20 protein-coding genes are annotated in these 25,367 nt (G+C 54.5%); 14 read left to right on the forward strand and 6 right to left on the reverse strand.

The window, feature by feature from the left end; all coding sequences use genetic code 11:
• Nucleotides 1-206 precede the first annotated feature (206 nt).
• Nucleotides 207-773, forward strand: a complete 567-nt coding sequence (locus SIB66_RS02790; protein ID WP_063407545.1) for a cyclic nucleotide-binding domain-containing protein — start codon at nucleotides 207-209, stop codon at nucleotides 771-773.
• A gap of 386 nt (nucleotides 774-1,159) precedes the next feature.
• On the opposite strand, the gene alaS is transcribed toward SIB66_RS02790, so the two are convergent.
• Nucleotides 1,160-3,838, reverse strand: a complete 2,679-nt coding sequence (alaS, locus tag SIB66_RS02795; protein WP_063407546.1) for an alanine--tRNA ligase — start codon at nucleotides 3,836-3,838, stop codon at nucleotides 1,160-1,162.
• A 35-nt stretch (nucleotides 3,839-3,873) separates the two neighbouring features.
• On the opposite strand from alaS, the gene SIB66_RS02800 reads away from it, so the two are divergent.
• The 12 genes from SIB66_RS02800 to SIB66_RS02855 all read left to right on the forward strand — a co-directional run bounded on the left by SIB66_RS02800 (nucleotide 3,874) and on the right by SIB66_RS02855 (nucleotide 18,292).
• Nucleotides 3,874-4,035: a hypothetical protein gene (locus SIB66_RS02800; RefSeq protein WP_236073810.1), complete on the forward strand. Its 162-nt coding sequence runs from the start codon at nucleotides 3,874-3,876 to the stop codon at nucleotides 4,033-4,035.
• Nucleotides 4,036-4,227: 192 nt separating this feature from the next.
• Nucleotides 4,228-7,431 carry a DEAD/DEAH box helicase gene (locus SIB66_RS02805; RefSeq protein ID WP_063407711.1) on the forward strand — a complete coding sequence of 1,068 codons (3,204 nt, stop codon included), beginning with the start codon at nucleotides 4,228-4,230 and terminating at the stop codon, nucleotides 7,429-7,431.
• A gap of 15 nt (nucleotides 7,432-7,446) precedes the next feature.
• On the forward strand, nucleotides 7,447-8,343 hold the full coding sequence (locus SIB66_RS02810) for an SWIM zinc finger family protein (protein ID WP_063407548.1): 897 nt from the start codon (nucleotides 7,447-7,449) through the stop codon (nucleotides 8,341-8,343).
• Nucleotides 8,336-8,812, forward strand: coding sequence for an MEKHLA domain-containing protein (locus SIB66_RS02815; RefSeq protein WP_063407549.1), 477 nt, complete (start codon nucleotides 8,336-8,338; stop codon nucleotides 8,810-8,812). The genes SIB66_RS02810 and SIB66_RS02815 overlap by 8 nt, the downstream gene beginning before the upstream one ends.
• Nucleotides 8,813-9,607: 795 nt before the next feature.
• Entirely contained in the window at nucleotides 9,608-10,729 is a 1,122-nt protein-coding gene (locus tag SIB66_RS02820; RefSeq protein ID WP_063407551.1) for a TRAP transporter substrate-binding protein, read from the forward strand.
• Nucleotides 10,729-11,298, forward strand: a complete 570-nt coding sequence (locus SIB66_RS02825; RefSeq protein ID WP_063407552.1) for a TRAP transporter small permease subunit — start codon at nucleotides 10,729-10,731, stop codon at nucleotides 11,296-11,298. The genes SIB66_RS02820 and SIB66_RS02825 overlap by 1 nt, the downstream gene beginning before the upstream one ends.
• Nucleotides 11,291-12,661: a TRAP transporter large permease gene (locus SIB66_RS02830; protein WP_236070436.1), complete on the forward strand. Its 1,371-nt coding sequence runs from the start codon at nucleotides 11,291-11,293 to the stop codon at nucleotides 12,659-12,661. Before SIB66_RS02825 ends, SIB66_RS02830 begins: the two co-directional genes overlap by 8 nt.
• 59 nt (nucleotides 12,662-12,720) lie before the next feature.
• On the forward strand, nucleotides 12,721-14,496 hold the full coding sequence (locus SIB66_RS02835; protein ID WP_063407553.1) for a diflavin flavoprotein: 1,776 nt from the start codon (nucleotides 12,721-12,723) through the stop codon (nucleotides 14,494-14,496).
• Nucleotides 14,496-16,343, forward strand: a complete 1,848-nt coding sequence (locus SIB66_RS02840; protein WP_063407554.1) for a diflavin flavoprotein — start codon at nucleotides 14,496-14,498, stop codon at nucleotides 16,341-16,343. The genes SIB66_RS02835 and SIB66_RS02840 overlap by 1 nt, the downstream gene beginning before the upstream one ends.
• A gap of 102 nt (nucleotides 16,344-16,445) precedes the next feature.
• Nucleotides 16,446-17,153, forward strand: a complete 708-nt coding sequence (locus SIB66_RS02845) for a rubrerythrin family protein (RefSeq protein ID WP_063407555.1) — start codon at nucleotides 16,446-16,448, stop codon at nucleotides 17,151-17,153.
• A gap of 75 nt (nucleotides 17,154-17,228) precedes the next feature.
• On the forward strand, nucleotides 17,229-17,756 hold the full coding sequence (locus tag SIB66_RS02850; protein ID WP_063407556.1) for an NADPH-dependent FMN reductase: 528 nt from the start codon (nucleotides 17,229-17,231) through the stop codon (nucleotides 17,754-17,756).
• 329 nt (nucleotides 17,757-18,085) lie between these two features.
• Nucleotides 18,086-18,292: a hypothetical protein gene (locus SIB66_RS02855; protein ID WP_063407557.1), complete on the forward strand. Its 207-nt coding sequence runs from the start codon at nucleotides 18,086-18,088 to the stop codon at nucleotides 18,290-18,292.
• A 4-nt stretch (nucleotides 18,293-18,296) separates the two neighbouring features.
• Here SIB66_RS02855 and SIB66_RS02860 read toward each other — a convergent pair whose 3' ends face one another.
• The 4 genes from SIB66_RS02860 to SIB66_RS02875 form a co-directional block, all read right to left on the reverse strand.
• The gene (locus SIB66_RS02860) at nucleotides 18,297-18,557 is read right to left on the reverse strand and encodes a hypothetical protein (RefSeq protein ID WP_063407713.1); all 261 of its coding nucleotides are present in this window, start codon (nucleotides 18,555-18,557) and stop codon (nucleotides 18,297-18,299) included.
• A 116-nt stretch (nucleotides 18,558-18,673) separates the two neighbouring features.
• Complete coding sequence (gene gcvP, locus SIB66_RS02865) at nucleotides 18,674-21,622, reverse strand: aminomethyl-transferring glycine dehydrogenase (RefSeq protein WP_063407558.1); 2,949 nt, start codon at nucleotides 21,620-21,622, stop codon at nucleotides 18,674-18,676.
• 71 nt (nucleotides 21,623-21,693) lie between these two features.
• Nucleotides 21,694-22,092, reverse strand: a complete 399-nt coding sequence (gcvH, locus tag SIB66_RS02870; protein WP_063407714.1) for a glycine cleavage system protein GcvH — start codon at nucleotides 22,090-22,092, stop codon at nucleotides 21,694-21,696.
• 20 nt (nucleotides 22,093-22,112) lie between these two features.
• Nucleotides 22,113-23,414 (reverse strand): aminotransferase class I/II-fold pyridoxal phosphate-dependent enzyme, encoded by a 1,302-nt coding sequence (locus SIB66_RS02875; RefSeq protein ID WP_063407559.1) that lies wholly within the window; start codon nucleotides 23,412-23,414, stop codon nucleotides 22,113-22,115.
• A 292-nt stretch (nucleotides 23,415-23,706) separates the two neighbouring features.
• Between SIB66_RS02875 and SIB66_RS02880 the strand changes: the two genes are divergently transcribed.
• The gene (locus SIB66_RS02880; protein ID WP_063407560.1) at nucleotides 23,707-24,627 is read left to right on the forward strand and encodes an acyl-CoA desaturase; all 921 of its coding nucleotides are present in this window, start codon (nucleotides 23,707-23,709) and stop codon (nucleotides 24,625-24,627) included.
• Here SIB66_RS02880 and SIB66_RS02885 read toward each other — a convergent pair.
• Nucleotides 24,606-25,358: a hypothetical protein gene (locus SIB66_RS02885; RefSeq protein ID WP_063398645.1), complete on the reverse strand. Its 753-nt coding sequence runs from the start codon at nucleotides 25,356-25,358 to the stop codon at nucleotides 24,606-24,608. The two genes, SIB66_RS02880 and SIB66_RS02885, sit on opposite strands and share 22 nt — an antisense overlap.
• Between the last annotated feature and the right edge of the window lie 9 nt (nucleotides 25,359-25,367).

The following is a 25,367-nucleotide window of genomic DNA, read 5'->3' on the forward strand; positions in this document are numbered from 1 at the left end:
CTATATTGCCGCGCAAACTGACTGCAAGACAAATTAAGACTTAATCTCAATAGTTGGTCCAAAAATAATTATCTTGAAAAAAGATGTCCAGACGCCAATATTACTATTTTTATTTAAAAATTCTTCCCCTATAAAGCAACGGCTTGCATTGGATCTGCAAGTTGTGGCCAGTCATACCAAAATAATGAAAGCCATCCACGGCAGCCATGTGGGGAAAAGAGCCTCAACTTCAGCAAGTCCGCGAGCGACTGAAGTTACTGCTGGCAACCCACACCAATGAACTCCACCCCACAACCTTGCATGCCAAGCAAGGAGAGCTCCTGCTCAAGCAAGACGCACCAGCCAAACACCTATTCCTGCTGACGCGGGGAAAGGTAGCGATTCAGGTCCAACACCAAGGTCAGTCACCTCACACATTAACGGTGGTTGAAGCCGAAGCGATTGTGGGGGAAATGGGCCTATTTGGTAGTGGCACCCACTCCACTGACGTACGCGTGGTCGATGGTCCAGCCGAACTGCTCCAAGTCTGCGGTGACGCTCTACTCAAAGCACTGATCTATGACTCAGAGCTGCTAATCGAGCTTCTTTCCCTGGTTAGTGATCGGGCATGTAATGCCAACAAAGAGATCGCTTTGCTACTTGATTGCATTAATGCAGCACACAAAGAAGACGATATCTTATTGGACAAAGGGCTCATAGCCTTAACAAGACTGAACAGCTATATTTCGCAAACTGCCCAACAACTCAAGATGCTCGACAAGAAAAATAAATGACTTGTGAAATCATTCAAGGACAAATAAAACCCTGCTTAATTTAAATTCAAAGCATCGCAATACCTCTGCCAATGCATTTTAAGATTCAGTCAATTCATCTCCACATCTAGCCTCCAGCTCCCAAGATAAACGATTTTAACTGCAACTTGAGTTCCAAAAAGTATCCCTTCTTATTCTAGATTAGCATGGAGCAATTTCAGCAACAAGACAGGCAGCTATCCCAAAATTATCGACCATACCCTTAAAAAATTAAAAAAATCACGCAACCAAGAGCCTATATCATCTTACTTATTAACTTAAACAAGGAAAATCATTAAGGATTAGACATTACTTTGCCAGTCAATAATCAAGCATTTAGGCACGTCCTTACCCTTCAAATTAAAAGCTCAGCCCAAAGCTTGCCTCAGCTCAACCTTTGCCGCTTCTAATGCTCCATCCAAAGCCGCTCCATCGCGTCCGCCCGCCTGAGCCAGATTGGGGCGACCGCCGCCGCCGCCGCCGCAACGCTTAGCGATCGAGCCAATGAACTTGCCCGCTTGCTGACCCTGAGCGATCACCTGCTTGCCAAAAGCTGCCACCAAAATCACCTTGCCTTCGTCGCTCGGATCAGGCAAACCTCCCAACACAACAGCAGCACCATCCTCCAATTGATCCAATAAACCCTGAGCTGCGTTTTGTAAGCCCGCACCCTCCACCCCATCAAGACGGGCCACCAACAACTGGTACTCACCAACAGCTACCGCCTGGGTTGCCAAGGCCGCTGACTTCGCGACCGCTAATTCAGCCCGTGCTGCAGTCAACGCTTTTTGGCTGCTCTTCAGCTCCTCCTGCAGCGATGTCACCCGTTCAACGATTTCGCTGGGCTGCACCTTCAAGCGCTCCAAAAGTTTCTTCACCACCTCATCGCGCTCATTGAGATACGCCAGCACCGCCGGACCAGCCACCGCCTCAATCCGCCGAATTCCGGCAGCAACACTGCTCTCAGCAACGATCTTGAACAAGCCGATCTCAGCTGTATTGGCCACATGGGTTCCGCCGCAAAGTTCCATCGACACACCTGGCACATCCACCACGCGCACAACATCGGCGTACTTCTCTCCGAACATCGCTACAGCACCGGCAGCCTTGGCCTCTTGGATCGACATCTCCTCAACAATCAGATCATGAGATTCCATGATCCAACCGTTAATCAAAGCCTCAATCTGCTCAAGTTCCTTGGCCGTAACAGCTCGCGAACAGTGGAAGTCGAAGCGCAAGCGATCGAAGTCCACCAGAGAACCTGCCTGACCGATCCCCGAATCAACAACCTGCTTGAGCGCCGCCTGCAAGAGGTGAGTTGCAGTGTGATTGGCCTGGGCACGGCGACGACAGGCCCGATCCACCTGAGCGTTAACCAGGTCACCCAAGGCCAACGTGCCGCGCTCAATACGACCAAAATGCACAAATACGTTGCGATGACGACTCACATCGTCAACAGTCACGATCACACCATTGCCGCCGGACCCTTCACCCGAAAGCACACCGTGATCACCCACCTGGCCGCCACTTTCACCGTAGAAGGGCGTGGTATCGAGCACGATCTGCACACTGTCACCAGCGCTGGCTCGTTCGGCCGACTCCCCATTCACGACTAGGGCCAAGACACAACAAGGCTGCTCCAAGACCTCATAACCCTTGAAGCGAGTGGCCTCCAACTCAGCTGCCATTTGCTCGATAGCCCCTTGCAGCGTGAGATCAATGCTCACTGCAGCGGCCTTAGCCCGCTGACGTTGCTGATCCATCGCTTGCTCAAATCCTTGGAGATCCACAGTCAAACCATGCTCTTCAGCAATCTCCTGGGTGAGTTCCAAAGGAAAGCCATAGGTGTCGTACAACTCAAAGGCCTGGCCCCCTGAAATCATCTGGGGATGAGCAACCAACACATCAGCCAACACCTTCTCACCACGCTCCAACGTTTCCAAGAAGCGGGCCTCCTCGCGATTGAGTTCCGCCAGAATCAGCTTGCGGCGCTCCTCAAGCTGGGGGTAAGCCTCCACCATTAAGGCAATCGCCGCTTCCCCCATGGCCTGCAAGAAAGGCTTCTCGATCCCGACCAGTCGCCCATGACGCACCACCCTGCGAAGCAAACGCCGCATGATGTAGCCGCGACCAAGGTTGCTAGCAGTAACCCCATCACAGATCAAATGCGTAATCGCGCGGCAGTGATCGCCGATCACCTTGAAGCTGGTCTTCCCCTTTTCATCAAGCTTTTGATAATCGAGACCCGCCAGCCCAGCAGCCGTCTCGATCAATGGGTAAATAATGTCAGTTTCATAGTTATTAGGGACGCCCTGCAAAATCTGAGCCATCCGCTCCAAGCCCATGCCGGTATCAATATTGCGGTTCGCGAGTGGGGTGAGATTGCCCTCCCCATCTCGGTTGTATTGCATAAAAACCAGGTTGTAGAACTCAACAAAACGACCGTCGTCTTCCAGATCAATGTCGTCGTTGCCCAGATCAGGCTTGAAGTCGTAATAGATCTCCGAACAAGGTCCACAGGGGCCAGTCGGCCCTGAAGCCCAAAAATTATCAGCCTCATCCATACGAATGATGCTCTTGGGATTCACCCCCACCACATCTCGCCAGATGGTCTCAGCCTCATCGTCCTCACGAAAGACGCTCACCACCAAATTCTTCGAATCAAGTCCAAACACCTCAGTCGTGAGCTCCCAGGCCCACTCAATCGCTTGTTGCTTGAAGTAATCGCCAAAAGAGAAGTTGCCAAGCATCTCAAAAAACGTGTGATGCCGCGCTGTGCGACCCACGTTCTCGATGTCATTCGTGCGAATACACTTCTGGCTACTGGTGGCCCGCGGCGCAGGGCGTTCAGCCTGACCCATGAAAACGGGCTTAAACGGCAGCATGCCAGCAATGGTTAGTAGCACCGTGGGGTCTTCAGGAACCAACGAAGCACTAGGAATCACCTGATGCGCACGCTCAGCAAAAAATGTCAGAAAAGCAGTGCGGATCTCTGACCCAGTGCGAGGTCGCGAATCACCAGAACGCAATGATCTTGCAACGGCCATAAAGAATTCGGACGTGGAACAAGGATCCACCAGCCATGATCGCCTTTGGACCTCCATATGAGGTTGCCCGCCACCCCAAACAACCCAATGGTTGGGGCCCAGATGTATTTGCATTCGCTTGGGCAATGCCAACTTCAGGCATGCGTGCCGCCCTGTTAAACCTGCCCTTCAAACTGGCAATGGACTTGCGCTCCTAAGGCTTGGGCTTGCTCTATGGCAGCTGTAGCTTGCGCAATCCACAGCCGCACCCCCTCGAAAGCAGCTGGCCATAGCTAGGGGACCGGCGCCCTGGCATGATTGGATGTGGAACTCCTGCATGGATGGTTGCCGTTGATCGGCAGTGCACTCCTGCTCCAAGAAACCCAACACATACTTTTTGCGTCGCGGCCATGAGCCTGCTGCACGCCACCTGGCTTCCAGCCATCCGTACTCCGACCAGCTCCGGTCGCCCCGCGCTCCTTGTGTGGGCAGATACCTGGCGAGTCGCTACCCCAGCAGGACCAGCAGCAACTCCCGCACTCCACCCCTTCACCCTCAGCCCAGACGATCTACGTGCCTGGCTCATTGAGCGCGATCTACTGCCTGATGAAATCATCGACGCCACAGCATGTCTGACCCTGCCTAGCCGAACAGTCAAACCGCGCAACAAAACCAAGAACGTATCCACTGAATCCGACGAAGCCAAAGACAACAAAACAAGTTGGACAGGACTGCCCTTACAAGCAGGCGAACCCATTCCCAAACAAACGGAATGGTGGCCCTGGCAGGTGCAAGGCCTGGCAGTGGAACCTGCTGCCGCAACGGCCTGGCTTTCGAAACTGCCTCTTTCAGGAGATCATCCTGATCTGGCCGATGAATTGCGCTGGTGGAGCCATCTACAGCGCTGGGCCCTGAGCATGATTGCTCGCGGACGTTGGCTACCCCAGGTGGAACTCAGCAAGGGAGAGGGCTATCCCCACCGAGCACGCTGGACACCGCTACTCAACCGTGAAGATGATCGCCGCCGCCTCGAAGACCTTGCCGCTCAACTTCCCTTAGTGGCCACCTGCGCCCTCCCCTGGCGGGAGCCCACCGGAAGGCGTAGCAACCGAATGACCCGCCTAAGACCAGAGGCGATGCGAGCCGCTAACCCTGTGGCTTCATGCCGACCCCGCAGCGGTCGCCTTCGCGTAGCCAGCTTGCTGGAAGAACTCTTGGATGCCCAACTGCGCACCGGATTTGAAGCGAGTGAGCAAGGCCTAGACCCATTGCTCACAGCCTGGCAGGAAGCACTGGGGTCGGACAGCGGCGTGATCAACCTCCCCGATGAGGAAGCCGAACGTCTAGCTACAGCAAGCAACCATTGGCGTGAAGGCGTGGCTGGCAACGTCGCACCAGCCAGGGCCTGCTTAGAACTCTTCACTCCCGGAGAAGGGGAAGACCTCTGGGAGCTGCGCTTCTCCTTACAGGCTGAGGCTGATCCCACGATCAAAGTACCGGCCGCAGCAGCCTGGGCAGCTGGTCCCAAGGTGCTGCAACTAGGCGAAATCCGTGTGGAACATCCAGGCGAGGTGCTACTGGAAGGCATGGGGCGAGCCCTCACGGTGTTTGCACCGATCGAACGAGGCCTCGACAGCGCCACACCAGAAGCAATGCAGCTCACCCCTGCTGAAGCCTTTGTATTGGTGCGCACGGCAGCGACCCAACTGCGTGATGTTGGCGTTGGCGTGGAATTGCCTGCCAGCCTCTCGGGAGGGCTGGCCAGTCGCCTAGGCCTAGCGATCAAGGCGGAGCTATCGGAGAGATCTAGAGGTTTCACTCTGGGCGAAACCCTCGACTGGAGTTGGGAGCTCATGATCGGTGGCGTCACCCTGACGCTTCGCGAACTGGAGCGACTAGCAAGCAAGCGCAGCCCGCTTGTCAACCACAAGGGCGCCTGGATCGAATTACGCCCCAACGATCTCAAACATGCGGAACACTTCTGCAGCGTCAATCCAGGCATCAGCCTCGACGATGCCTTGCGCCTTACCGCAACCGATGGCGACACGCTGATGAGACTGCCCGTTCACCGCTTTGAGGCCGGTCCACGACTACAGGCGGTGTTGGAGCAGTACCACCAACAAAAAGCACCAGACCCCCTACCTGCTCCCGAAGGCTTCTGCGGTCAGCTAAGGCCTTATCAGGAAAGGGGTCTGGGTTGGCTGGCCTTCCTGCATCGCTTCGATCAAGGGGCATGCCTAGCCGACGACATGGGCCTGGGCAAAACGATCCAGCTCCTGGCATTCCTGCAACACCTCAAGGCGGAACAGGAACTCAAACGGCCGGTATTGCTTATCGCTCCCACGTCCGTACTCACCAACTGGAAGAGAGAGGCATTGGCCTTCACACCAGAGTTAAATGTCCGCGAACACTATGGGCCTCGTCGGCCCTCTACCCCCGCCGCCTTAAAGAAAGCACTCAAAAGCTTAGACCTCGTTCTCACCAGTTATGGGCTCCTGCAACGAGATAGTGAGCTCCTGGAAACGGTCGACTGGCAAGGAGTGGTCATCGATGAAGCCCAAGCCATTAAGAACCCCAACGCCAAACAGAGCCAAGCAGCACGCGATATGGGTCGCCCAGACAAAAACAATCGCTTCAGGATTGCTCTTACCGGCACACCCGTAGAAAACCGAGTCAGTGAACTTTGGGCACTGATGGACTTCCTCAACCCAAGGGTTCTCGGTGAAGAAGACTTCTTCCACCAGCGCTACCGGCTGCCAATTGAGCGCTATGGCGACATGTCGTCCCTGCGAGACCTCAAGGGCCGTGTTGGTCCCTTCATCCTGAGACGACTAAAAACCGACAAGGCAATCATCTCCGACCTACCCGAAAAAGTAGAGCTGAGCGAATGGGTGGGTCTGAGCAAAGAACAGGCAGCCCTCTATCGCAACACAGTGGATGAAACACTGGAGGCCATTGCCCGCGCACCCAGGGGTCAACGTCATGGCAAGGTGCTCGGATTGCTTACCCGACTGAAGCAAATCTGCAACCATCCCGCCCTAGCCCTCAAAGAACAAACCGTTGCAAAAGGCTTCATGGACCGCTCCGCCAAGCTGCTGCGTTTGGAAGAAATTCTCGAAGAAGTGATCGAGGCAGGTGATCGCGCCCTGTTATTCACCCAATTCGCAGAATGGGGGCATCTCCTTAAGGCCTACCTGCAACAACGCTGGCGCTTTGAAGTTCCCTTCCTGCACGGCAGCACAAGCAAAACTGAACGCCAGGCCATGGTTGATCGCTTCCAGGAGGATCCACGTGGCCCCCAACTGTTCCTGCTGTCACTCAAAGCCGGTGGCGTAGGCCTCAACCTCACGCGGGCTAGCCATGTGTTTCATGTTGATCGCTGGTGGAATCCTGCCGTAGAAAACCAAGCCACTGATCGCGCTTACAGGATCGGGCAAACCAATCGGGTGATGGTGCACAAATTCATCACCAGCGGCTCAGTTGAAGAGAAAATTGATCGCATGATTCGTGAAAAATCTCGACTTGCCGAAGACATCATTGGCTCTGGAGAAGACTGGTTAGGTGGCTTAGGCGTCAGTCAATTGCGCGAACTAGTGGCCCTAGAAGACAGCTGATTCAAAGATGACGTCATGACAAACAGCACCAACAACACCAGCATCACAACCGCCCTAGGGGAAGAGGGGCTAGGGCAACAGCCTTGGTGGGTGGAGCAATGGATGGAATTGATTAATTCCTATCGCTTCAAAAAGCGACTTGAGCGTGCCTGGAGCTACGCCAGAGAAGGCAATGTCACCTCAATACGCTTCGAGGGTCGCCGAGTTCATGCCCGCGTCCAGGGCACCGGTGAAGACCCCTACAAGGTGAAACTCTGGCTTGATGTCCTCAACGACGAAGACTGGGGGTATGTACTGGAAGCCCTTACCCAGAAAGCGCGCTGGTCTGCCCAGTTGCTGGCAGGGATCATGCCGGCAGACATCGAGCGGGCATTTGCAGCCAGTGGTCGACGTCTTTTTCCCTTCAAGCTGCAGGAAGTCCGCAGTGAATGCAGCTGCCCAGATAAAGCCAATCCCTGCAAACACATCAGCGCCATCTATTTCCTGATGGGGGATCGCTTCAGCGAAGATCCCTTTGTACTGTTTCAGCTACGCGGTCGCACCCGCAACAAATTGCTTGCGGATCTAGCCGAACAACGGCGCGATGCACTCGCAAAACTGGCAGAAACAGCTGCCGCAAAGAATGAGGTTCCTGCTGAGCCATCCAGCAGCGACGACCTGCCTGTACCACCCCATCCCGCCGTTGTGGACCCGAGCTTATGGTGGCGCTACGACTCCAGCCTCGATGCCGATCTGGTGGTGATTACTCCAGCCATGGAAGGCGACACAGGGCTCGATGCAGCAGGTGATCTACCCCTGGCCGAAGAACCCCGCTTCCCAAAAGCCCGTCAGACTTTTCTAAATCATCTCAGGGAGCAGGGACAAGCCCTATCCCAGCAAGCCATGCTTCAGGCAATGGCGACCGGTGGCTGAAGCCCCCTGGCTATCTTCGGAGAAGCAGGAGCTAGTCAACCTGCTTTTAATCTCTCACCAACAAGCTTTCAATCACCCACTTCTGGCATGTGAGCGGCGACGGCCTTCACAACGTCTTGCCAGCCAGGAACTGTTTGCCTCAACACAGCCCGTACTGGCCCATAGTGACGGGCACGATCCAAATCTCAGCTATGCCAATGCTGCAGCACTTCAGCTGTGGGGACGGCGCTGGGCAGAGATGGTCGGCATGCCTTCCCGCTTGACAGCACCAACCAGCGAACAAGATGCACGCGCCAATGCCTTAGACAAAGCGCTCCAACAGGATGCAATCAAGGACTATCAAGGGATCCGTATTAACCATGAAGGGCGAAGGTTTCTAATCAAGAACGCACGCATATGGACCCTATGGAATCAAGAAGGTCTACGCATCGGCCAAGCTGCTGCGATCGGCAGCTGGTATTGGTTATGAGTGCACACCAGCCCATTAACAATCAAATCTTCACGCTGCCTTGAAACCAAGTTCATGCAAAAATTAAGGGGATCATCAGCCAATACGCATGGACAATTTTCTAACAAATGAAGTTCGGATAAAATCCACAGATTGACTTTGGAGCAATCACTTAAGCCCTGAATATTTTCTGCTCTGAGAATCCAAGAATGCTGATCAAAAACCAATCTTCCTTTGAGTTATTCAAACGCCTGAAACAACAACTCGACAAATCCCAGCTCATTACCACAACTGAAATTGTGCAAACAGAAATAAAACTCAAACAATTTCGTCAACGGGTCGGATTGAGACCAAGCCGCCATGAGTTTAAAAAACTACCAAACTGACCCTGATATTCAATGCTTAAGGGCGAAACAAAGATAAAAACACTTCGCTGACAAATAACAACAAAGAGTCTCTGATCCTGCTGTCAAAGTTTTGGACCATAAACTTCTCAAAACATTCTGCTATGGGGTCTTGCATCATCACTGCCACTGGCCCTAAGGGCGAGAGCGCGAACAGACAAAAGTGGCCTAGCGCAGTGCGATTCTCGAGATCAGCGTCGCCAAAAACCAAGCATCACATCGCCAACACGGTTCAGCTGAAGAACAACGTGTAATACCAACAAGACCCTTTAAGCATGGCTCAATGTTATGGAGGCGTACTCTTTGAGACCAGCCCTAGCCCGCAAAGCAACTCCAAGCTTCATTCTTCAACTGACATCGTTGCTCTGAACTTGTAGAGGCGCCGTAAAATCGCAGCGACCCAGAGAACTGTATGCAACGTCGAAAACTACTCGGGTCTGGTGCTACGGCTGTCTCAGCAGCCGTCGGCGCAGGCATTATCAGTGCCTGCACAATCCGTAGAGAGGAAGAAAGCGGCAGTAGCAGCCAGCCCAAGATCCGCTGGCGAATGGCCACCAGCTGGCCCCCCTCACTAGACACGATTTACGGGGGGGCCGAAACAATCAGCAGAAGGGTGAATGAACTAAGCGGAGGCAACTTCCAAATCAAGCCCTATGCGGCCGGCGAGCTCGTACCAGGCCTAGAAGTCCTTGATGCGGTTCAGGCGGGCTCCGTCGAGTGCGGTCATACCGCCAGTTACTACTACATTGGCAAAAATCCCGGCTTTGCCTTCGGCACTTCCGTACCGTTTGGCCTTACCGCACAACAACAGAACGCTTGGCTCTACGAAGCAGGCGGTAACGACGCCATCAACAACCTCTATGCCGATTTCGGAGTGATCAGCTTCCCCGCTGGCAACACCGGTGCACAAATGGGCGGATGGTTCAAGCGCAAACTCGAGGGCCTCAGTTCTCTACAGGGACTCAAAATGCGTATCCCTGGCCTGGGCGGCAAGGTGCTTGCCCAGCTGGGTGTGAACGTCCAGGTTTTGCCTGGTGGAGAGATCTACCTGGCTCTAGAGCGTGGCGCGATCGACGCCGCTGAATGGACCGGCCCATACGATGACGAAAAGCTTGGCCTAGCCAAAGCTGCACGCTTCTACTACTACCCAGGTTGGTGGGAACCCGGCCCCACCCTTGCCGCTCTGGTCAACCAACAAGCCTGGAGCAAGCTGCCGAGCGAATATCAAGCGATGTTCAACACCGCCTGTTACGAAGCCAACCTCACCATGCTCAGCCGATACGACAACCTCAACGGAGCTGCTCTGCAAAGGCTTTTAAAGGGCAACACCGAGCTGGTTCCCTATGACCAAAGCATCCTTAAAGCTGCCCAGGAAGCAGCCTTCCAGCTCTATAGCGATACCGCCGCAAAAGATGCCAGCTTCCGCAGCCTGCTTCAGCAATGGCAAGGCTTCCGTAAGCAGGTTTACGCCTGGAACAACGTCAATGAGTTCTCATTCGCTCGCTTCAGTTACAACCAGCTGCAAGGAACTTGATGAGACGCTGGCTAGACCTAGCAGAACGCCTTGACGCCTTAAATAAGGCCTTTGCAGTCATTGCGCGCTGGTCGGTGTTGATGATGTTGGGATTAGGGCTCTGGAACGTTGTGGGGCGCTATCTGGGTGTGTCCATCGGCCACAATCTCAGCTCCAACGGTCTCATCGAAGGGCAGTGGTACCTCTTTGATCTGGTGTTCCTACTGGGACTGGGCTGGACCCTCCAACGCCATGGGCATGTGCGGGTTGATGTGCTTCAAAGCCGCTGGGGAGAAAAGCACCAAACACTTATGGAGCTGCTTGGCACCCTGGTCTTCCTGTTGCCATTTGCCCTGGGAGTGATGCTGATCTCGCTCGAACCCGCCCTGCAGTCTTGGAGGATCGACGAAGCCTCACCCGACCCCAACGGCCTGCCGCGCTACTGGGTTAAATCCCTCATCCCATTGGGCTTCCTACTCTTGGCCCTACAAGGCATCGCCGAAGCCATTCGAGCCTGGGCAAAACTAAAAGCCCCAACATTGAGACCATTCAAATCTGAAGGTGAACAGGGCGGAGATCGCCTTGATTGAGATTGAACTACTTGACCATGTGATCAGTTTCGATCCCGCCACCACACTTGGGCCTGGGATGTTTATAGCCCTGGTCTTCGCCCTATTGAGCGGCTATCCAGTGGCCTTCTGCCTCGGTGGCATTGCCGTGATCTTCGCGTTGCTAGGCATGGCTCTTGGTGTGATCGATCCACTGTTCGTTACCGCTCTGCCGCAGCGAATCCTGGGGATCATGGCCAACTTCACCTTGTTGGCCATTCCGGCGTTTGTGTTCATGGGCGCCATGCTCGAGACATCAGGTATTGCAGAGCGACTGCTCGAGAGCATGGGACGTCTACTCGGCAAACTGCGCGGTGGCCTGGCCCTGGCCGTCGTGCTCGTGGGCTCACTGCTCGCTGCCACCACCGGAGTCGTAGCAGCGACAGTCACCACCATGGGGCTGATCTCTCTACCGGCCATGCTGAGAGCGGGCTACGACCGCTCACTCGCCACGGGGGTCATTGCTGCCTCAGGCACCCTTGGCCAGATCATCCCACCCAGCATTGTCTTGGTGGTTCTCGGCGACCAGTTGGGTGTCTCAGTAGGAGATCTGTTCCTCGGCTCACTGATTCCAGGGGTGCTCATGGCTGGTGCATTTGCCACTTATGTGCTCGTGATCAGCCACCTCAAACCTCATCTCGCCCCCCAACTGAATCCAGCAGAACTGATCCCCATGCAACCTGGCCAACTGCTGCGTGTGATCATCCCGCCCCTAGGCCTGATCCTCTTGGTGCTAGGCAGCATCTTCTTTGGAATCGCAACACCCACCGAAGCTGGCGTTCTTGGTGCCACTGGAGCTATGGCCCTAGCAGCGCTCAATGGAGGGTTCAGCCGCAGCAGCCTCTCAAAAGTATGCGATGAAACCCTACGAACCACCGCCATGGTGATGGCGATTTTACTGGGCTCAACAGCTTTTAGCCTTGTCTTTCGCGGAGTAGGCGGCGATCAACTCATTGCCGATCTTTTGCTCAACCTACCCGGCGGCAAGGTTGGTTTTATGGCCGTGAGCATGCTCACGATCTTCGGCCTCGGCTTTTTCATCGACTTCTTTGAAATCGCCTTTATTGCCGTTCCGCTCTTACTCCCAGCAGCTCGCGAAATCCTTGGACCCGAGGCCTTGATCTGGCTAGGTGTGGTCATCGGCGCCAATTTGCAAACCTCCTTCCTCACCCCACCTTTCGGCTTCGCACTCTTTTATCTACGCGGAGTAGCCCCTAAAACCATTACCACACAAGAAATCTATAAGGGTGCACTGCCCTTCGTGGGCCTGCAAATCGCTGTCTTGGTGCTGATCATTGCAGCCCCACCCCTAGTGGATTGGCTGCCCAACCTTGCCGCCTCCTGAACGAAAGCACAGTTCTCCGAACACCCTCCGTAGAGTTTTGGCATTGGTGTAAAGGGTCCATGAACGTCGCGAACAAAGACACCACGGTGACAACGACCAGCACTGCTCCAAGGTTGTCACTCCAATGCGCAGCTATCGCTAGCGACACCACCACGATCCGTGCCCTCGATTGGGACCGCAGCCGCTTTGATATCGAGTTCGGCCTTCGTAACGGCACCACCTACAACAGCTTCCTGGTGAGAGGTGCCCAGACAGCACTGATCGATACCAACCACCTCAAGTTTGAGGACACCTGGCTACCGATGCTTAAGAAGCAAATCGATCCAAAAGCGATCGACTATCTCATCATCAGCCACACCGAACCCGACCATTCCGGTCTAGTGGGCCAGATCATCGATCTCAATCCCGAGATCGAAATCGTTGCTTCGAAGGTCGCCATCAAGTTCCTAGAAGATCAGGTGCATCGCCCCTTCCGATCGCGAGAAGTCAAAACCGGCGAAGAACTGGATCTAGGCACTAACCCAACAAGCGGTATCGCTCACCGCTTCGAATTTCTGAGTGCGCCCAACCTGCACTGGCCAGACACAATCTTCTCTTTCGACCACGCCACAGGGATTCTTTACACCTGTGATGCATTTGGTCTGCACTATTGCTCAGATGAACTCTTCGACCAGGACCCCTCCGCACTGGCCCCAGACTTCCGCTTCTATTACGACTGCCTAATGGGGCCCAATGCGCGCAGTGTTGTCCAAGCTTTGAAGCGCATGGATCAGCTACCAGAGATCACCACAATTGCCGTTGGTCACGGCCCGCTACTCCGCCACCATCTCAAGCTTTGGGTCGAGGACTATCGCGACTGGAGCAGCCAACGAAGCCAAGGAGAAAGCTATGCAGCCATCTGTTATCTCAGTTATTACGGCTTTTGCGACCGGCTCAGCCAAGCCATTGCCCACGGCATCGGCAAAGCCAAAGGAGAGGTACAACTAGTCGATCTTCGAGCCACTGATGCACAAGAACTGAGCGCATTAATTGGTGAAGCAAAGGCAGTAGTAGTACCAACCTGGCCATCCCAACCAGATGCAGAACTGCAGAGTTCAATTGGCACCCTATTGGCAGCTTTGAATCAAAAGCAATGGGTTGCCGTTTACGATGCCTATGGCGGCAATGATGAGCCAATTGATGCAGTAGCAGCGCAGCTGCGTAGCCTTGGGCAAAAAGAAGCTTTCGAACCTTTAAGGGTGCGGCAAGCTCCTGACGGGAATCTCTACCAACGCTTCGAAGAAGCTGGTACCGACCTTGGACAACTGCTCAACCAAAAGCAAAATATTGCGGCCATGAAAAGCTTAGATACTGAACTTGACAAGGCCATGGGTACCCTTAGTGGCGGCCTTTATGTCGTCACCGCCAGCCAAGATGAAGAGTCCAGCCAACGACGTGGCGCCATGATCGCAAGCTGGGTAAGTCAAGCAAGTTTCACACCGCCAGGGCTAACCGTCGCAGTAGCCAAAGACAGAGCCATAGAAACCCTCATGCAAGTAGGGGATCGTTTCGTGATCAACGTATTAAGAGAAGACAACTATCAACCCTTACTAAGGCAATTCCTTAAACGCTTCCCCCCCGGAGCCGATCGTTTCGAAGGAGTGAATGTACTCAACAACGTTGCTAAAGGAGGCCCCGTACTCGTGGATGCGCTGGCCTTCTTGGATTGCCTCGTCAAACAGCGACTAGAAACCCCCGATCACTGGATCATCTACGCCCTGGTGGAACAAGGCAATGTGGCGGATGCTGAAGCTAAAACAGCAGTACATCACCGCAAAGTAGGGAACCACTACTGATGTCGATGTCCTCCATCCACGAGCCTGCAGAAGCAGCGCAGCGAACGGTGATCACACTCCCAATCGAAAAGGGCCTGATCAGCTTGCGCGGCCTTAGTCCACAACGGCTGCGCTTTGAGCTGGAATATGCCCTGGAGCGAGGCAGTACCGCCAATAGCTTTCTTTTCTCTGCCGGTGACGACTCACATGAGCAACCTCAATCGGCTGTCCTGGTACACCCCCCTGGCGACGCCTATGCCGAGGTTTTCATGCCTGCACTCGCCAAGGCTCTACCTTCAGATACCAAAACGTTGAAGGTGGTCGTTGGTCACATCAACCCCAACCGAGTTGCGCTACTCAAAAAGCTGGCCAACAGCTACCCCCAGCTGGAGTTAATCAGTTCCAATCCCGGCGCCAAATTGCTCAGAGAGCTTTGGGAACAACGCAAACCAGCAACACCCAACAACAATGAACAGGAAGAGTCATCCCTTCCGTCTCTTCCATCCATTGAGGTTGTTCGACAAGAACAGAAGCTCTCCCTCAGCAACGAACACGCATTGTGGCTGCTACCAGCGCCAACAGCTCGCTGGCCAGGCGGCCTACTGGCCTTCGAGGAAAGCCTTGGCTTGCTGATGAGCGACAAACTATTCGCCGCCCACCTCTGCACAAGCGAATGGGCAGAAGCCAATCGCATCAGCACGGAAGAGGAGCGTAGGCATTTCTATGACTGCCTGATGGCTCCAATGGCCAGCCAGGTCGACACCTTAGTAGAGCGGCTTGAAGAGCTAGACATCCGCACGATCGCCCCATGCCATGGGCCAGCCATAGAAACGAGCTGGCGGAGCCTGCTGAATGACTACCGCCGCTGGGGTGAAAGCCAACAACAAGCCCCTTTAAAAGTCGTTCTTCTTTTCGCCAGCGCCTACGGCAACACAGCGGCGATTGCTGACGCACTCGCAAAAGGAGTCTCCAGTACTGGTATTCAAGTAGAAAGCCTCAACTGCGAATTCACACCTGCGAATGAATTGGTGAATGCAATCCAACAAGCTGATGGCTACTTGATTGGATCGCCAACCCTTGGAGGGCATGCACCAACACCAATCGTATCGGCCCTAGGAACCTTGCTGGCCGAAGGTGACCGCAACAAAAAGGTAGGCATATTCGGCAGCTATGGCTGGAGTGGAGAGGCATTGGAACTTCTCGAAAAGAAGCTACGTGATGGTGGTTTCTCCTTTGGATTCGAGCCAATCAAAGTGAAGTTCAGTCCCGATGCTGCCATGGTGAAAACCCTGGAAGAGACAGGCACACTCTTTGGCCGAGACCTTCTCAAGCAACAACAACGCCAGCAACCACGAGCAAGCAGTGGCATGAGTGCAAGCCGTAGCGATCCAGCCGTGCTTGCCCTTGGTCGGTTAGTGGGCTCACTATGCATCTTGACGGCTCGTAAAGGTGAAGGGAATACAGCGCTTAGCGGCGCAATGGTCGCAAGCTGGGTCAGCCAAGCCAGCTTTTCACCGCCAGGGCTGAGCGTGGCCGTCGCCAAAGACCGAGCCGTTGAAGCTTTGCTGCATCGGGGCGACCACTTCGCTCTCAATGTGTTGGCAGCAGGAAGGCAACACGAACTGATGAAACATTTCCTGCAACCATTCCCAGCTGGTTCAGACCGATTCGCAGGGCTAGACCTTGACGCCAGTCCCGCAGGTCAACCGCTGCTTAAAAATGCTCTGGCATGGCTTGAAGGATGCGTACAGCAACGCATGGAATGTGGAGACCACTGGCTGCTATATGCCGAGATCAGCCATGGTGCCCTACTAGAGCGAGAAGGCACGACGGCTGTGCATCAGCGCCGCAGCGGGGCGAACTACTAAAGAAGCAACCTTGCGAGAGACTCGCGCAGACAGGGACATACGCTCCTCATAACTCATACCGATTATGAGTTACGCTGCCAAATATTACGCATCCCTCCATTAATGAATCTCACCACCAACGCCAATCTTGAGGCGGCCTTTGGCGGCGAGAGCATGGCCAACCGTAAATACCTCTTCTTTGCCGACGTTGCCAAAAAACTTGGCAACAATGAATTAGCCAAGCTTTTCCGCGACACTGCGGCCCAGGAAACCGAACACGCCTTCGCACACTTCCGCTTGCTCCATCCTGAGCTATTAATCGAAGATCCTGCCGCACTCAACGATACTGACAAGCAGAAAATCCTCACCCGCTGCCTCGAGCTGGCCATTGAAGGTGAAACCTATGAGTACACCACCATGTACCCAGAGTTCGCTACTCAGGCCCGCCAGGACAGAGACAGCACTGCAGAAGCAGAATTCAACGAACAGATCGAAGAGTCTCAGCAACACGAGAGCCTTTTTCGTCGTGCAGCCAGCAACTTCGGCTTTTTAGTGCCAATCGAGCAACATCATGCTGAGCGTTACGGCGTTGCCCTCAAAGCACTGGAAGGCAAGGGCGTCGTAAGCGAAGCGAATCAACCCGTAGCTGGTAAATGGATCTGCAAAGTGTGCTCGATGATCTATGACCCAGCCATCGGTGATCCCGAGTCAGGCATCTCCGCAGGAACCGCATTTGAAGCAATCCCTGAAGATTGGGTCTGCCCCATCTGCGACACCCGAAAAGCCAACTTCGTGCCTTACCGAGAAGCCGAACTCAAAGAAGCGGCCTGAGATTGGCTGAGGTGCTGCAAAACCGTGTACAAATTTGTTGCGTGAGCACAGCATCTCTTGAGTTAGACCAGGTTTATGGCTTTATCACCCCCCCCCGATCTGCTTGTCATCGCCGTTAGCAATGGCGAGAACCTAAAGCTAGCTCGTCGCATCGCCGCTCAAGCTGAACACCAGGGCCACAGAGCCAAGATTCTCGATCTCACAAGCTTGGGCCTGCCACTGTTCACGCCTGTAGCAAAGGAGGCTGGCATGCCAAACGGTGTCACCCAACTCCATCAACAGCTGATGGCGGCCACGCACTGGGTGATCTGCGCGCCTGAATACAACGGCTCGATTCCACCTGCGTTCACAAGTGCCGTCGCCTGGCTCTCCGTACAAGGAGATGACTTCCGCAGTTTGTTCAACGGCAGGCCAATCGCAATGGCAAGCTTTTCCGGCGGGGGCGGCATGAGCATGTCGATGAGCCTGCGCAGTCAACTCAGCCACCTCGGCGCTCAAGTGCTTGGACGGCAGCTGATGAGTAACCACGCCAAACCCGCCAAAGACGAATCCATTCGAGACTTAGTGCACCTGCTGATGCAGATGCAACCTCTCAAGCTTTGATCCATCCGAACCAATCACCTTGTTGCACCAGCCTCGATAAGGATCTTCTCGCCGAACGTTCGAAGGCCTAGAACTGCGAAACAAACTAAATCTAGTGAACACTAGATATGGATTCTTACAAAAGAAACTGTCTACAGCTTTAAACGCAAAAAATCTGGTTTTGCTAACTTAAGAATGAGAGCAAAAGCCTGATCTACCAGAAGCCTTGCCCTGTCTAGAAGCAACAAAAGCCAGGCATAATCCCAATCATAAAGACAATCTAAAAAAGATTGGCACGCTAGATATTGTGGCTTGAAATGCACAAGTCATTGCATTCAGCCCTCGGCGCGATGGGATCTCTGCCTGGCCAAAACGCTGCTGTTCGATACCGCGGTTTTCTGCTCCTGCCACAGAGCAACCAAACATGGTTAGTTAGGCCTGAACGCAGTCCAATGCTTTTGTTGCCGTTCCGCACCCCAATCTGTTCCTTGACAGATGTCAAGTCGATGCTGGATTGGCGTCTCTCTCAACAATCAAAGTTGCTTGATGCTGCCTGATCAATTAGGCAGCATGAGGAGGAGGTGTGGGGTGTCCTTGAGATTGAAATGGCAGCACCAATGTTGCCCATCGCTCTGGACGCTCAGGTCGTTGACGGCGTGGCTGACGGACACCAAAAGGGACACGCACCACATTGGTTCCATCAACCGCCAAGGTATGTCCCTGCAGCAGAGCTGATTCCAATCCATCTGGAATGGTAGGAAGAGTTACCCCAGCCCCCCTAGAGGACTGATCTACTTGGTTCAATGAAGTGTCGCTATCCATGCTGTCCCCCCAGCGATGGTGCAGATGCGGGACAGTATGGTCAAAACACTGCCACATGTGCTGAATTAAAAACCAAAAATTCGGTTTTCAGTGAAAAGTTACTGCCTTTAATCTGTTCACACCAGGGGAGGTTGAAGAACAGCGTTATCAGCAAGCTCCTCAACCGATGGGCAGCTACACAGCAAATTGCGATCGCCATAGGCATTATCAATGCGCGAAACCGCAGGCCAAAACTTGCTTTGGCGCTGCTCAGCCAATGGGAAAGCAGCTTCGGCGCGGGAGTATGGACGATCCCAAACCTCTGCTGTGACGGCCGCCAAGGTGTGAGGTGCCCTTCGCAGCGGGTTGTTCTGAGGATCGATCTGGCCTGACTCAATCGCTGCCGTTTCTTCGCGTATGGCAATCATGGCCTCGCAGAAGCGGTTGAGCTCCTCCAAGCTCTCGCTCTCAGTGGGTTCCACCATCACAGTCCCTGCCACCGGCCAGCTCACGGTTGGGGCATGAAAGCCGTAGTCCATCAACCGCTTTGCAATGTCATCCACCTCCAAGCCTGCACTTCGCTTAAGGGGGCGCAGGTCGAGGATGCATTCATGGGCAACCAACCCTGCTTGACCCCGAAACAGCACCGGGTAATGAGGATGCAACCGATGGGCTAGGTAATTAGCAGATAACAGTGCAACGGTACTGGCCTGCCGCAATCCCTCCGCACCCATCATGCGCAGGTACATCCAGCTGATCGGCAGGATGCCTGCACTGCCCCATGGCGCAGCCGAAATTGCGCCGATTCCATGCTCGCCGCCGCAGGCAGCGAGGGGATGACCTGGAAGGAAGGGCATCAAATGAGCAGACACCGCGATCGGACCAACCCCTGGTCCACCACCGCCATGGGGGATACAAAATGTTTTGTGCAGATTGATATGACAAACATCAGCGCCATAAGTCCCAGGACGACAAAAACCGATCTGCGCATTGAGATTGGCGCCATCGAGATACACCTGGCCACCGTGACTATGAACGAGCTCACAGATTTCACGAATCTGCGGTTCAAAGACACCATGGGTGGAGGGATAGGTGACCATCAGGGCTGCCAGCTGAGGAGCATGGGCCTCTGCCTTGCTAGCCAAATCATTGAGATCCACGTTCCCCTCTGCATCACAAGCCACAGGCACCACCCGCAAACCGGCCATCACGCACGTGGCTGGATTGGTGCCATGGGCACTGGTGGGAATCAGACAAACATCTCTCTGCTGCTCTCCGCGGGAATGATGCCAAGCGCGAATCACCAACAAGCCAGCTAATTCCCCCTGAGAGCCGGCATTCGGCTGCAAAGACACCCCGGCAAAGCCAGTAATGTCTGCAAACCAATGTTCCAGGTCCTGAACCAATCTCTGATACCCCTGGCACTGATCCTGAGGAGCAAAAGGATGCAGCGCCGCAAACTCCCTCCAACTAATGGGGATCAGTTCAGCTGCAGCATTGAGCTTCATCGTGCAACTGCCCAGCGGGATCATCCCGTGCACCAATGAAAGATCGCGGCCCACCAGTCGCTGGAGGTAACGAAGCAACTCGGTTTCGCTGCGATAGCGATGGAACACCTGCTGCTGCAGCCAAGGTCGCTGACGCAACGGCAAGCCAACAAGCTCCTCAAGGTGAGGGTTTCCAGGGTCTTCGAGAACTGGCACAGGCTGACCTGCAGCCTCAGCCAAAATCTGGAGGATCGACTTCAGCTCCTGATCGGTGCTGAGCTCATCAAAACTAATTCCAAATCCATGGGCTGCCTCTGGAGCAACACCCAAAGGCAACACCCGTAGGTTAAATCCCGCCAAAGCGGCTGCCTGATGAACAGCAGGAGCTTCACGACAGATCACCTCAATCGTGTCAAAGCGAGCTATCGACTGGACTGGATAGCCCAACTGGTGCAATCCCCTCTCCAGTTGAGCCCGTAAACGCAGGACTCGTCTAGCGATTGCAGCGAGCCCATCGGGTCCATGGTGCACTGCATAGAACGACGCCATCACAGCCAATAAGACCTGCGCCGTGCAGATATTGCTGGTGGCCTTGTCTCGGCGGATGTGTTGCTCCCGGGTCTGCAACGCCAATCGCAAAGCCGGTTGCCCCTCCGCATCCACAGACTGGCCGACTAGACGTCCAGGGACCTGGCGCTTGAAGATCTCAAGGGTGGCAAAAAAGGCGGCGTGAGGTCCCCCAAAGCCCATTGGCACCCCAAACCGTTGAACACTGCCAACAGCAATATCAGCTCCAAATTCAGCCACTGGAGCAAGCAAAACCTGAGCAAGAGGATCAATGGCAACAGTTGCCAGGGCCCCTACCTCATGAGCAGCCTGAATGGAGGTCGTGGGGTCCCAGAGCCTGCCGCTACGTCCAGGCAACTGAAGCAAAACACCAAAGACCTCAGCATCAAACTGAAAGGTCATCGGCTCGGCCACCTCGAGATCAATGCCCAGAGGTTCAGCCCGAGTTCTCAACACGGCAAGAGTCTGGGGAAGAACCTCAGCATCAACGAGAAAACGATGGGCCTCAGGGCGCTTGCAAATCGCAAAGCTGAGGCTCATCGCCTCAGCAGCTGCCGTTCCCTCATCAAGCAAGGAAGCATTGGCGATCGGCAACCCCGTGAGCTCACTGATCAGCGTCTGAAAGTTGAACAGAGCCTCAAGCCGTCCTTGAGAGATCTCAGCCTGATAAGGGGTGTAAGCGGTATACCAAGCAGGATTTTCAAGCACCTGTCGCTGAATCAACGCAGGCGTTGCTGTGCCGTAATAGCCAAGCCCAATTAAAGAACGCCTCACCCGATTCGCCGCCGCGATGAGACGCAGTTCCTCCATAGCCTGAACTTCACCACAGCCCTCAAGAAGGGAACTGCTGGGTGCCGTTGTCTCGAGAATGTCTGGAGGAACTACAGCAGCAACAAAGCTCTGAAGATCACGATGACCAAGCTCCAGCAGCATTTGCTGCTGGTCTTCCAAGCTGGGCCCAATGTGCCTCACCAAAAAAGGTGAAGACTGAATGCTTGAAGCCTCAACTGCACGCTGTTCAAGCAGGGTCAAGGGACATTCATCAACAAGATGGACAGAAGTTTAGAAAATTTGGCCCAGAACCATCGCACTTCATCAGGTGCTTAGTTGCTTGATTCGATAGCCACCTTGTTGGCATAGGTGGCTGAGTCCATCAGATCCTGCAATTGAGCTGGGTCCGCCGGGCGAACCACGAGCAACCACCCCTCACCATGAGGATCATTTTGAAGTTCATCCGGGCTGGAAAGCACCGACTCATTAATCCGCACCAGCTCACCGCTGATCGGAGCATGCAAATCCTCGACAGCTTTCACCGACTCAACGGAACCGAAAGTGGTGCCGCGATTAAGCAGATCGCCCACCTCCGGCAAATCCACAAACACAATGTCACCCAACTGATCAACAGCAAAAGCACTGATGCCTATCCGCACCAAATCACCATCCAAACTGGCGTATTCATGCGTATCGGCAAACCGAAAGTGGTCGGGGAATTGGAAAGCCATCGAGCCTGGCGAGGCAAAGCTCACCCAGTCTGGGGTACATCCAGCAAACCGGCGCGAACCAAAGCCACCAAAGCTCGAATCAGTGCCAATTCCACATGAGTGCGATGGGTACCTCCCTGCACATAGAGGTTGTAAGGGGGGCGCAAGGGAGCATCTGCAGAAAACTCACTGGTGCTGCCGTCAATAAATGTTCCGCCCGCCATCACCAAATCGCTTGCATACCCAGGCATCGCAGCCGGCACAGGATCGAGATAGGCCCCAACAGGCGAACATGCCTGAAAGGCCCTGCAAACAACTTTCAAAACCTCAGGGTCTCCAAGCTGCACCGCCTGAATTAAATCGCTACGAAAGGCTCCCATCGAGGGCTTCACTGCAAAGCCCAAAGTGTCGAACACACCCGCGACCAAATCAGCTCCGATCAATGCCTCTGCCACCATTTGTGGAGCCAAGAACAGCCCCTGCAACACCAACCGATAAAGATCAAAGCCAGTACCCCCCTGACTACCAATCCCTGGGGCAGTGAGCCGGCAGCAAGCCTGCTCGACCAAATCAGCCCGACCGGCGACATATCCACCAGTTGGAGCAATCGTGCCACCGAGATTTTTGATCAAAGAGCCCGCAATCAGATCAGCACCAACTGCTGGGGGCTCCAAATCCTCAACAAGCTCGCCATAGCAATTGTCGACAAAACAGACACATCCAGGCTGAGAGTTATGGATGCGATGACACAACTCGCCAATGGCTTTGATCGAAAGAGATGACCGCGAGCTGTAGCCACAGCTGCGCTGTATCAACACCATCCTTGTTGGCACTTCCAAGGCGCGTTCCAAGGCTGAAACATCCACACATCCCTCGGCCGTGAGGGGCAGCTGGTCATAAGAGATCCCTAATTCGATTAAAGACCCCTGGCCGGATCCACGCAGACCAATCACTTCTTCAAGGGTGTCGTAAGGCTCTCCGGTCACTGACACGAGTCGGTCACCAGGGCGAAGAACGCCAAACAACGCAGTCGCAATTGCATGGGTACCACTCACAAACTGGAGGCGAACAGCTGCTTTCTCAGCACCAAGCACCCTTGCAAATACACGATCAACCACCTCCCGGGCCTGATCTCCATGGCCATAACCGGTGATGGAAGCAAAGTGTTGCGTGGCGACTCGTTCGCTGCTGAAAGCCTCCAAAACCTTTGCAAGGCGAACCGCGACGGCAGCCGTCCGCTCGCATGCGATCCCCTCAAGGCGCTTAGAGACAAAACCGACGTGCCGCCTGGCCCAGGCCTGCACCAGCAGTTCATCAAAGCCAGCTGCGGGGAATGTCTTCAAACCAACCCGTGGTCAGGATCAATCATCCCCATGCTGAATGCTCGTTGAACGTCAAACGAAATCGAAAGTGAAGAGCAAGAGCACAACATTGCCAAAATCACAGTTCACCAAACCAAGTCAGCGCAAATCATTGGCAAAACTGCAATAGCTCAAAACGCATCAAGAAGATGCACAGCTGAGCTATGGCCCCTGGAAACGGTTCCATAGTTCCTTTAGATTTGAACATGTCTCGGCCCTTTCCGCTCCACTCGCCTTACCAGCCAAGCGGCCGACCCATCCAAAGGAGTACCTCTTGGTTTCCCCTCTTCCGGTCTCTTCAGCCACAAACCGTCAGCAACGTTTGTGGGCTGCTGTAAAGGCTCATCGTGACCCACTACCAGCAAAACAACGTCGATTCAAATGGGGCACCACCAGTTTCATGCTGGCCATGCATGTAGCAGCAACCTTCGCACTGCTACCACGCTTTTGGAGCTGGCAAGGGTTGGTCGCTTTTGCCGTTCTTTATTGGACCACGGTGCTCGGGGTGACCTTGGGATTACATCGACTGGTCGCTCATCGCAGCTTTGTCGTACCCGTTTGGCTGGAGAGGATTCTGGTGATCATGGCCACGCTTGCCTGCCAGAGTGGCCCCATCGAATGGGTGGCTCTGCATCGCCACCATCACCGCTACTCCGACCAAACCAATGACCACCACGACGCCGGCCGTGGCCTCTGGTGGGCCCACAGTGAATGGATGCTGCATGAGATTCCAGCGCTGGATCACATGGACCGCTTTGCAGGAGATCTGCTAGCCGACCCTTTCTTCCGATGGCTTGATCGCTGGTTCCTGCTGCTACAGATCCCTCTCGGTCTTGGGCTCTACTGGTACGGAGAAGTCGCCCAGGTGCACGGTGGAGGACTTGGCCTGGTGCTCTGGGCCATCCCCCTGCGACTGGTGGTTGTGTACCACGTGACCTGGTTTGTGAACTCGGCGACCCATGCATTTGGCTACCGCAACTTCGACAGCCCAGACCTCTCTCGCAACTGCTGGTGGGTGGCGGTGCTGTCCTTCGGCGAGGGTTGGCACAACAATCACCATGCTTATCCCTCCAGCGCCCGTCATGGCCTGCGATGGTTTGAATTCGACATCACCTGGCAACACGTGAAGGCATTGCGTCGTCTTGGCCTGGCTCGTCGAGTCCAGCAAGCCCGCTATGTTTCCGGCGCTTCCTGAGCAACCAACAACTCTGAGCGGGCCCTGAGATCATCCAAAAACCCCTCTGCTCCCTGTCTGTTCACTCCACCCAAGGCCACCTGAGTTGCATGCAGATCAAGCAATTCACCATCGAGCTCCTCAGAGTTGTAATCCCTTAAACCAGCCATCACCTCCGCAAAACGTTCTCTGCGCTGCGCCTTAGTGACTGGATAAGCCTCCATCACCTTGTCCCGGCATTGACGCCACGATTTTCCATTGCATAGACAATCAGCCAAAGCAGCACTAAGAGCTGCGGCCTCATCTTCTTCAATTCGCCAATCAAAGCCAGCAGGTAAGGCAGCAAGACCAACAAAAATCTCAAACAGAGCGCCAGCGCCGAGTGGCTCACCATCTGCTCCTTCCAGAGGAAGAGAACTTTCCGAAAGCACCTTGAGTAAGTCGGGATGCCCCTCAACCAAGCGATCACGAATCGGCTCTAGACCGGCATGAAGGATGGCGTTGGCTTGACCCAATGCCAGAAACACTTCGGGGCCTGGTGAAGCGAGTTTGCCGTTGCGCAGATTAGAGATCTGCGAATTGTGCACCCGACCGAGATCAAGGCATTCAGCCAGAGCCGGCAAGACCTTATGTGACCAACCATTGCGCTCATGCCAGACATGAATGAGATGAGCCATGGCCCGCCGCCCATCATCCAAGCGCTCGCGATAGCCCCTGGTCGCCGAATCAGATTCAACATCAGGCTTAGTCACTGGATAAGG

The sequence above is a fragment of the Prochlorococcus sp. MIT 1318 genome (assembly GCF_047304505.1).
GTDB classification, from domain to species: domain Bacteria; phylum Cyanobacteriota; class Cyanobacteriia; order PCC-6307; family Cyanobiaceae; genus Prochlorococcus; species Prochlorococcus marinus_D.

Bases quoted from the DNA above. Each gene is read 5' to 3' on its own strand.
- SIB66_RS02790 (WP_063407545.1), top strand. From the start codon at position 207: ATGTGGGGAAAAGAGCCTCAACTTCAGCAAGTCCGCGAGCGACTGAAG.
- gcvH (WP_063407714.1), bottom strand. From the start codon at position 22,092: ATGGCTTTCCAATTCCCCGACCACTTTCGGTTTGCCGATACGCATGAA.
- SIB66_RS02840 (WP_063407554.1), top strand. From the start codon at position 14,496: ATGTCGATGTCCTCCATCCACGAGCCTGCAGAAGCAGCGCAGCGAACG.
- SIB66_RS02805 (WP_063407711.1), top strand. From the start codon at position 4,228: ATGAGCCTGCTGCACGCCACCTGGCTTCCAGCCATCCGTACTCCGACC.
- alaS (WP_063407546.1), bottom strand. From the start codon at position 3,838: ATGGCCGTTGCAAGATCATTGCGTTCTGGTGATTCGCGACCTCGCACT.
- SIB66_RS02825 (WP_063407552.1), top strand. From the start codon at position 10,729: ATGAGACGCTGGCTAGACCTAGCAGAACGCCTTGACGCCTTAAATAAG.
- SIB66_RS02850 (WP_063407556.1), top strand. From the start codon at position 17,229: ATGGCTTTATCACCCCCCCCCGATCTGCTTGTCATCGCCGTTAGCAAT.
- SIB66_RS02845 (WP_063407555.1), top strand. From the start codon at position 16,446: ATGAATCTCACCACCAACGCCAATCTTGAGGCGGCCTTTGGCGGCGAG.
- SIB66_RS02835 (WP_063407553.1), top strand. From the start codon at position 12,721: ATGAACGTCGCGAACAAAGACACCACGGTGACAACGACCAGCACTGCT.
- SIB66_RS02860 (WP_063407713.1), bottom strand. From the start codon at position 18,557: ATGGATAGCGACACTTCATTGAACCAAGTAGATCAGTCCTCTAGGGGG.
- SIB66_RS02855 (WP_063407557.1), top strand. From the start codon at position 18,086: ATGGGATCTCTGCCTGGCCAAAACGCTGCTGTTCGATACCGCGGTTTT.
- SIB66_RS02820 (WP_063407551.1), top strand. From the start codon at position 9,608: ATGCAACGTCGAAAACTACTCGGGTCTGGTGCTACGGCTGTCTCAGCA.
- SIB66_RS02800 (WP_236073810.1), top strand. From the start codon at position 3,874: ATGATCGCCTTTGGACCTCCATATGAGGTTGCCCGCCACCCCAAACAA.
- SIB66_RS02810 (WP_063407548.1), top strand. From the start codon at position 7,447: ATGACAAACAGCACCAACAACACCAGCATCACAACCGCCCTAGGGGAA.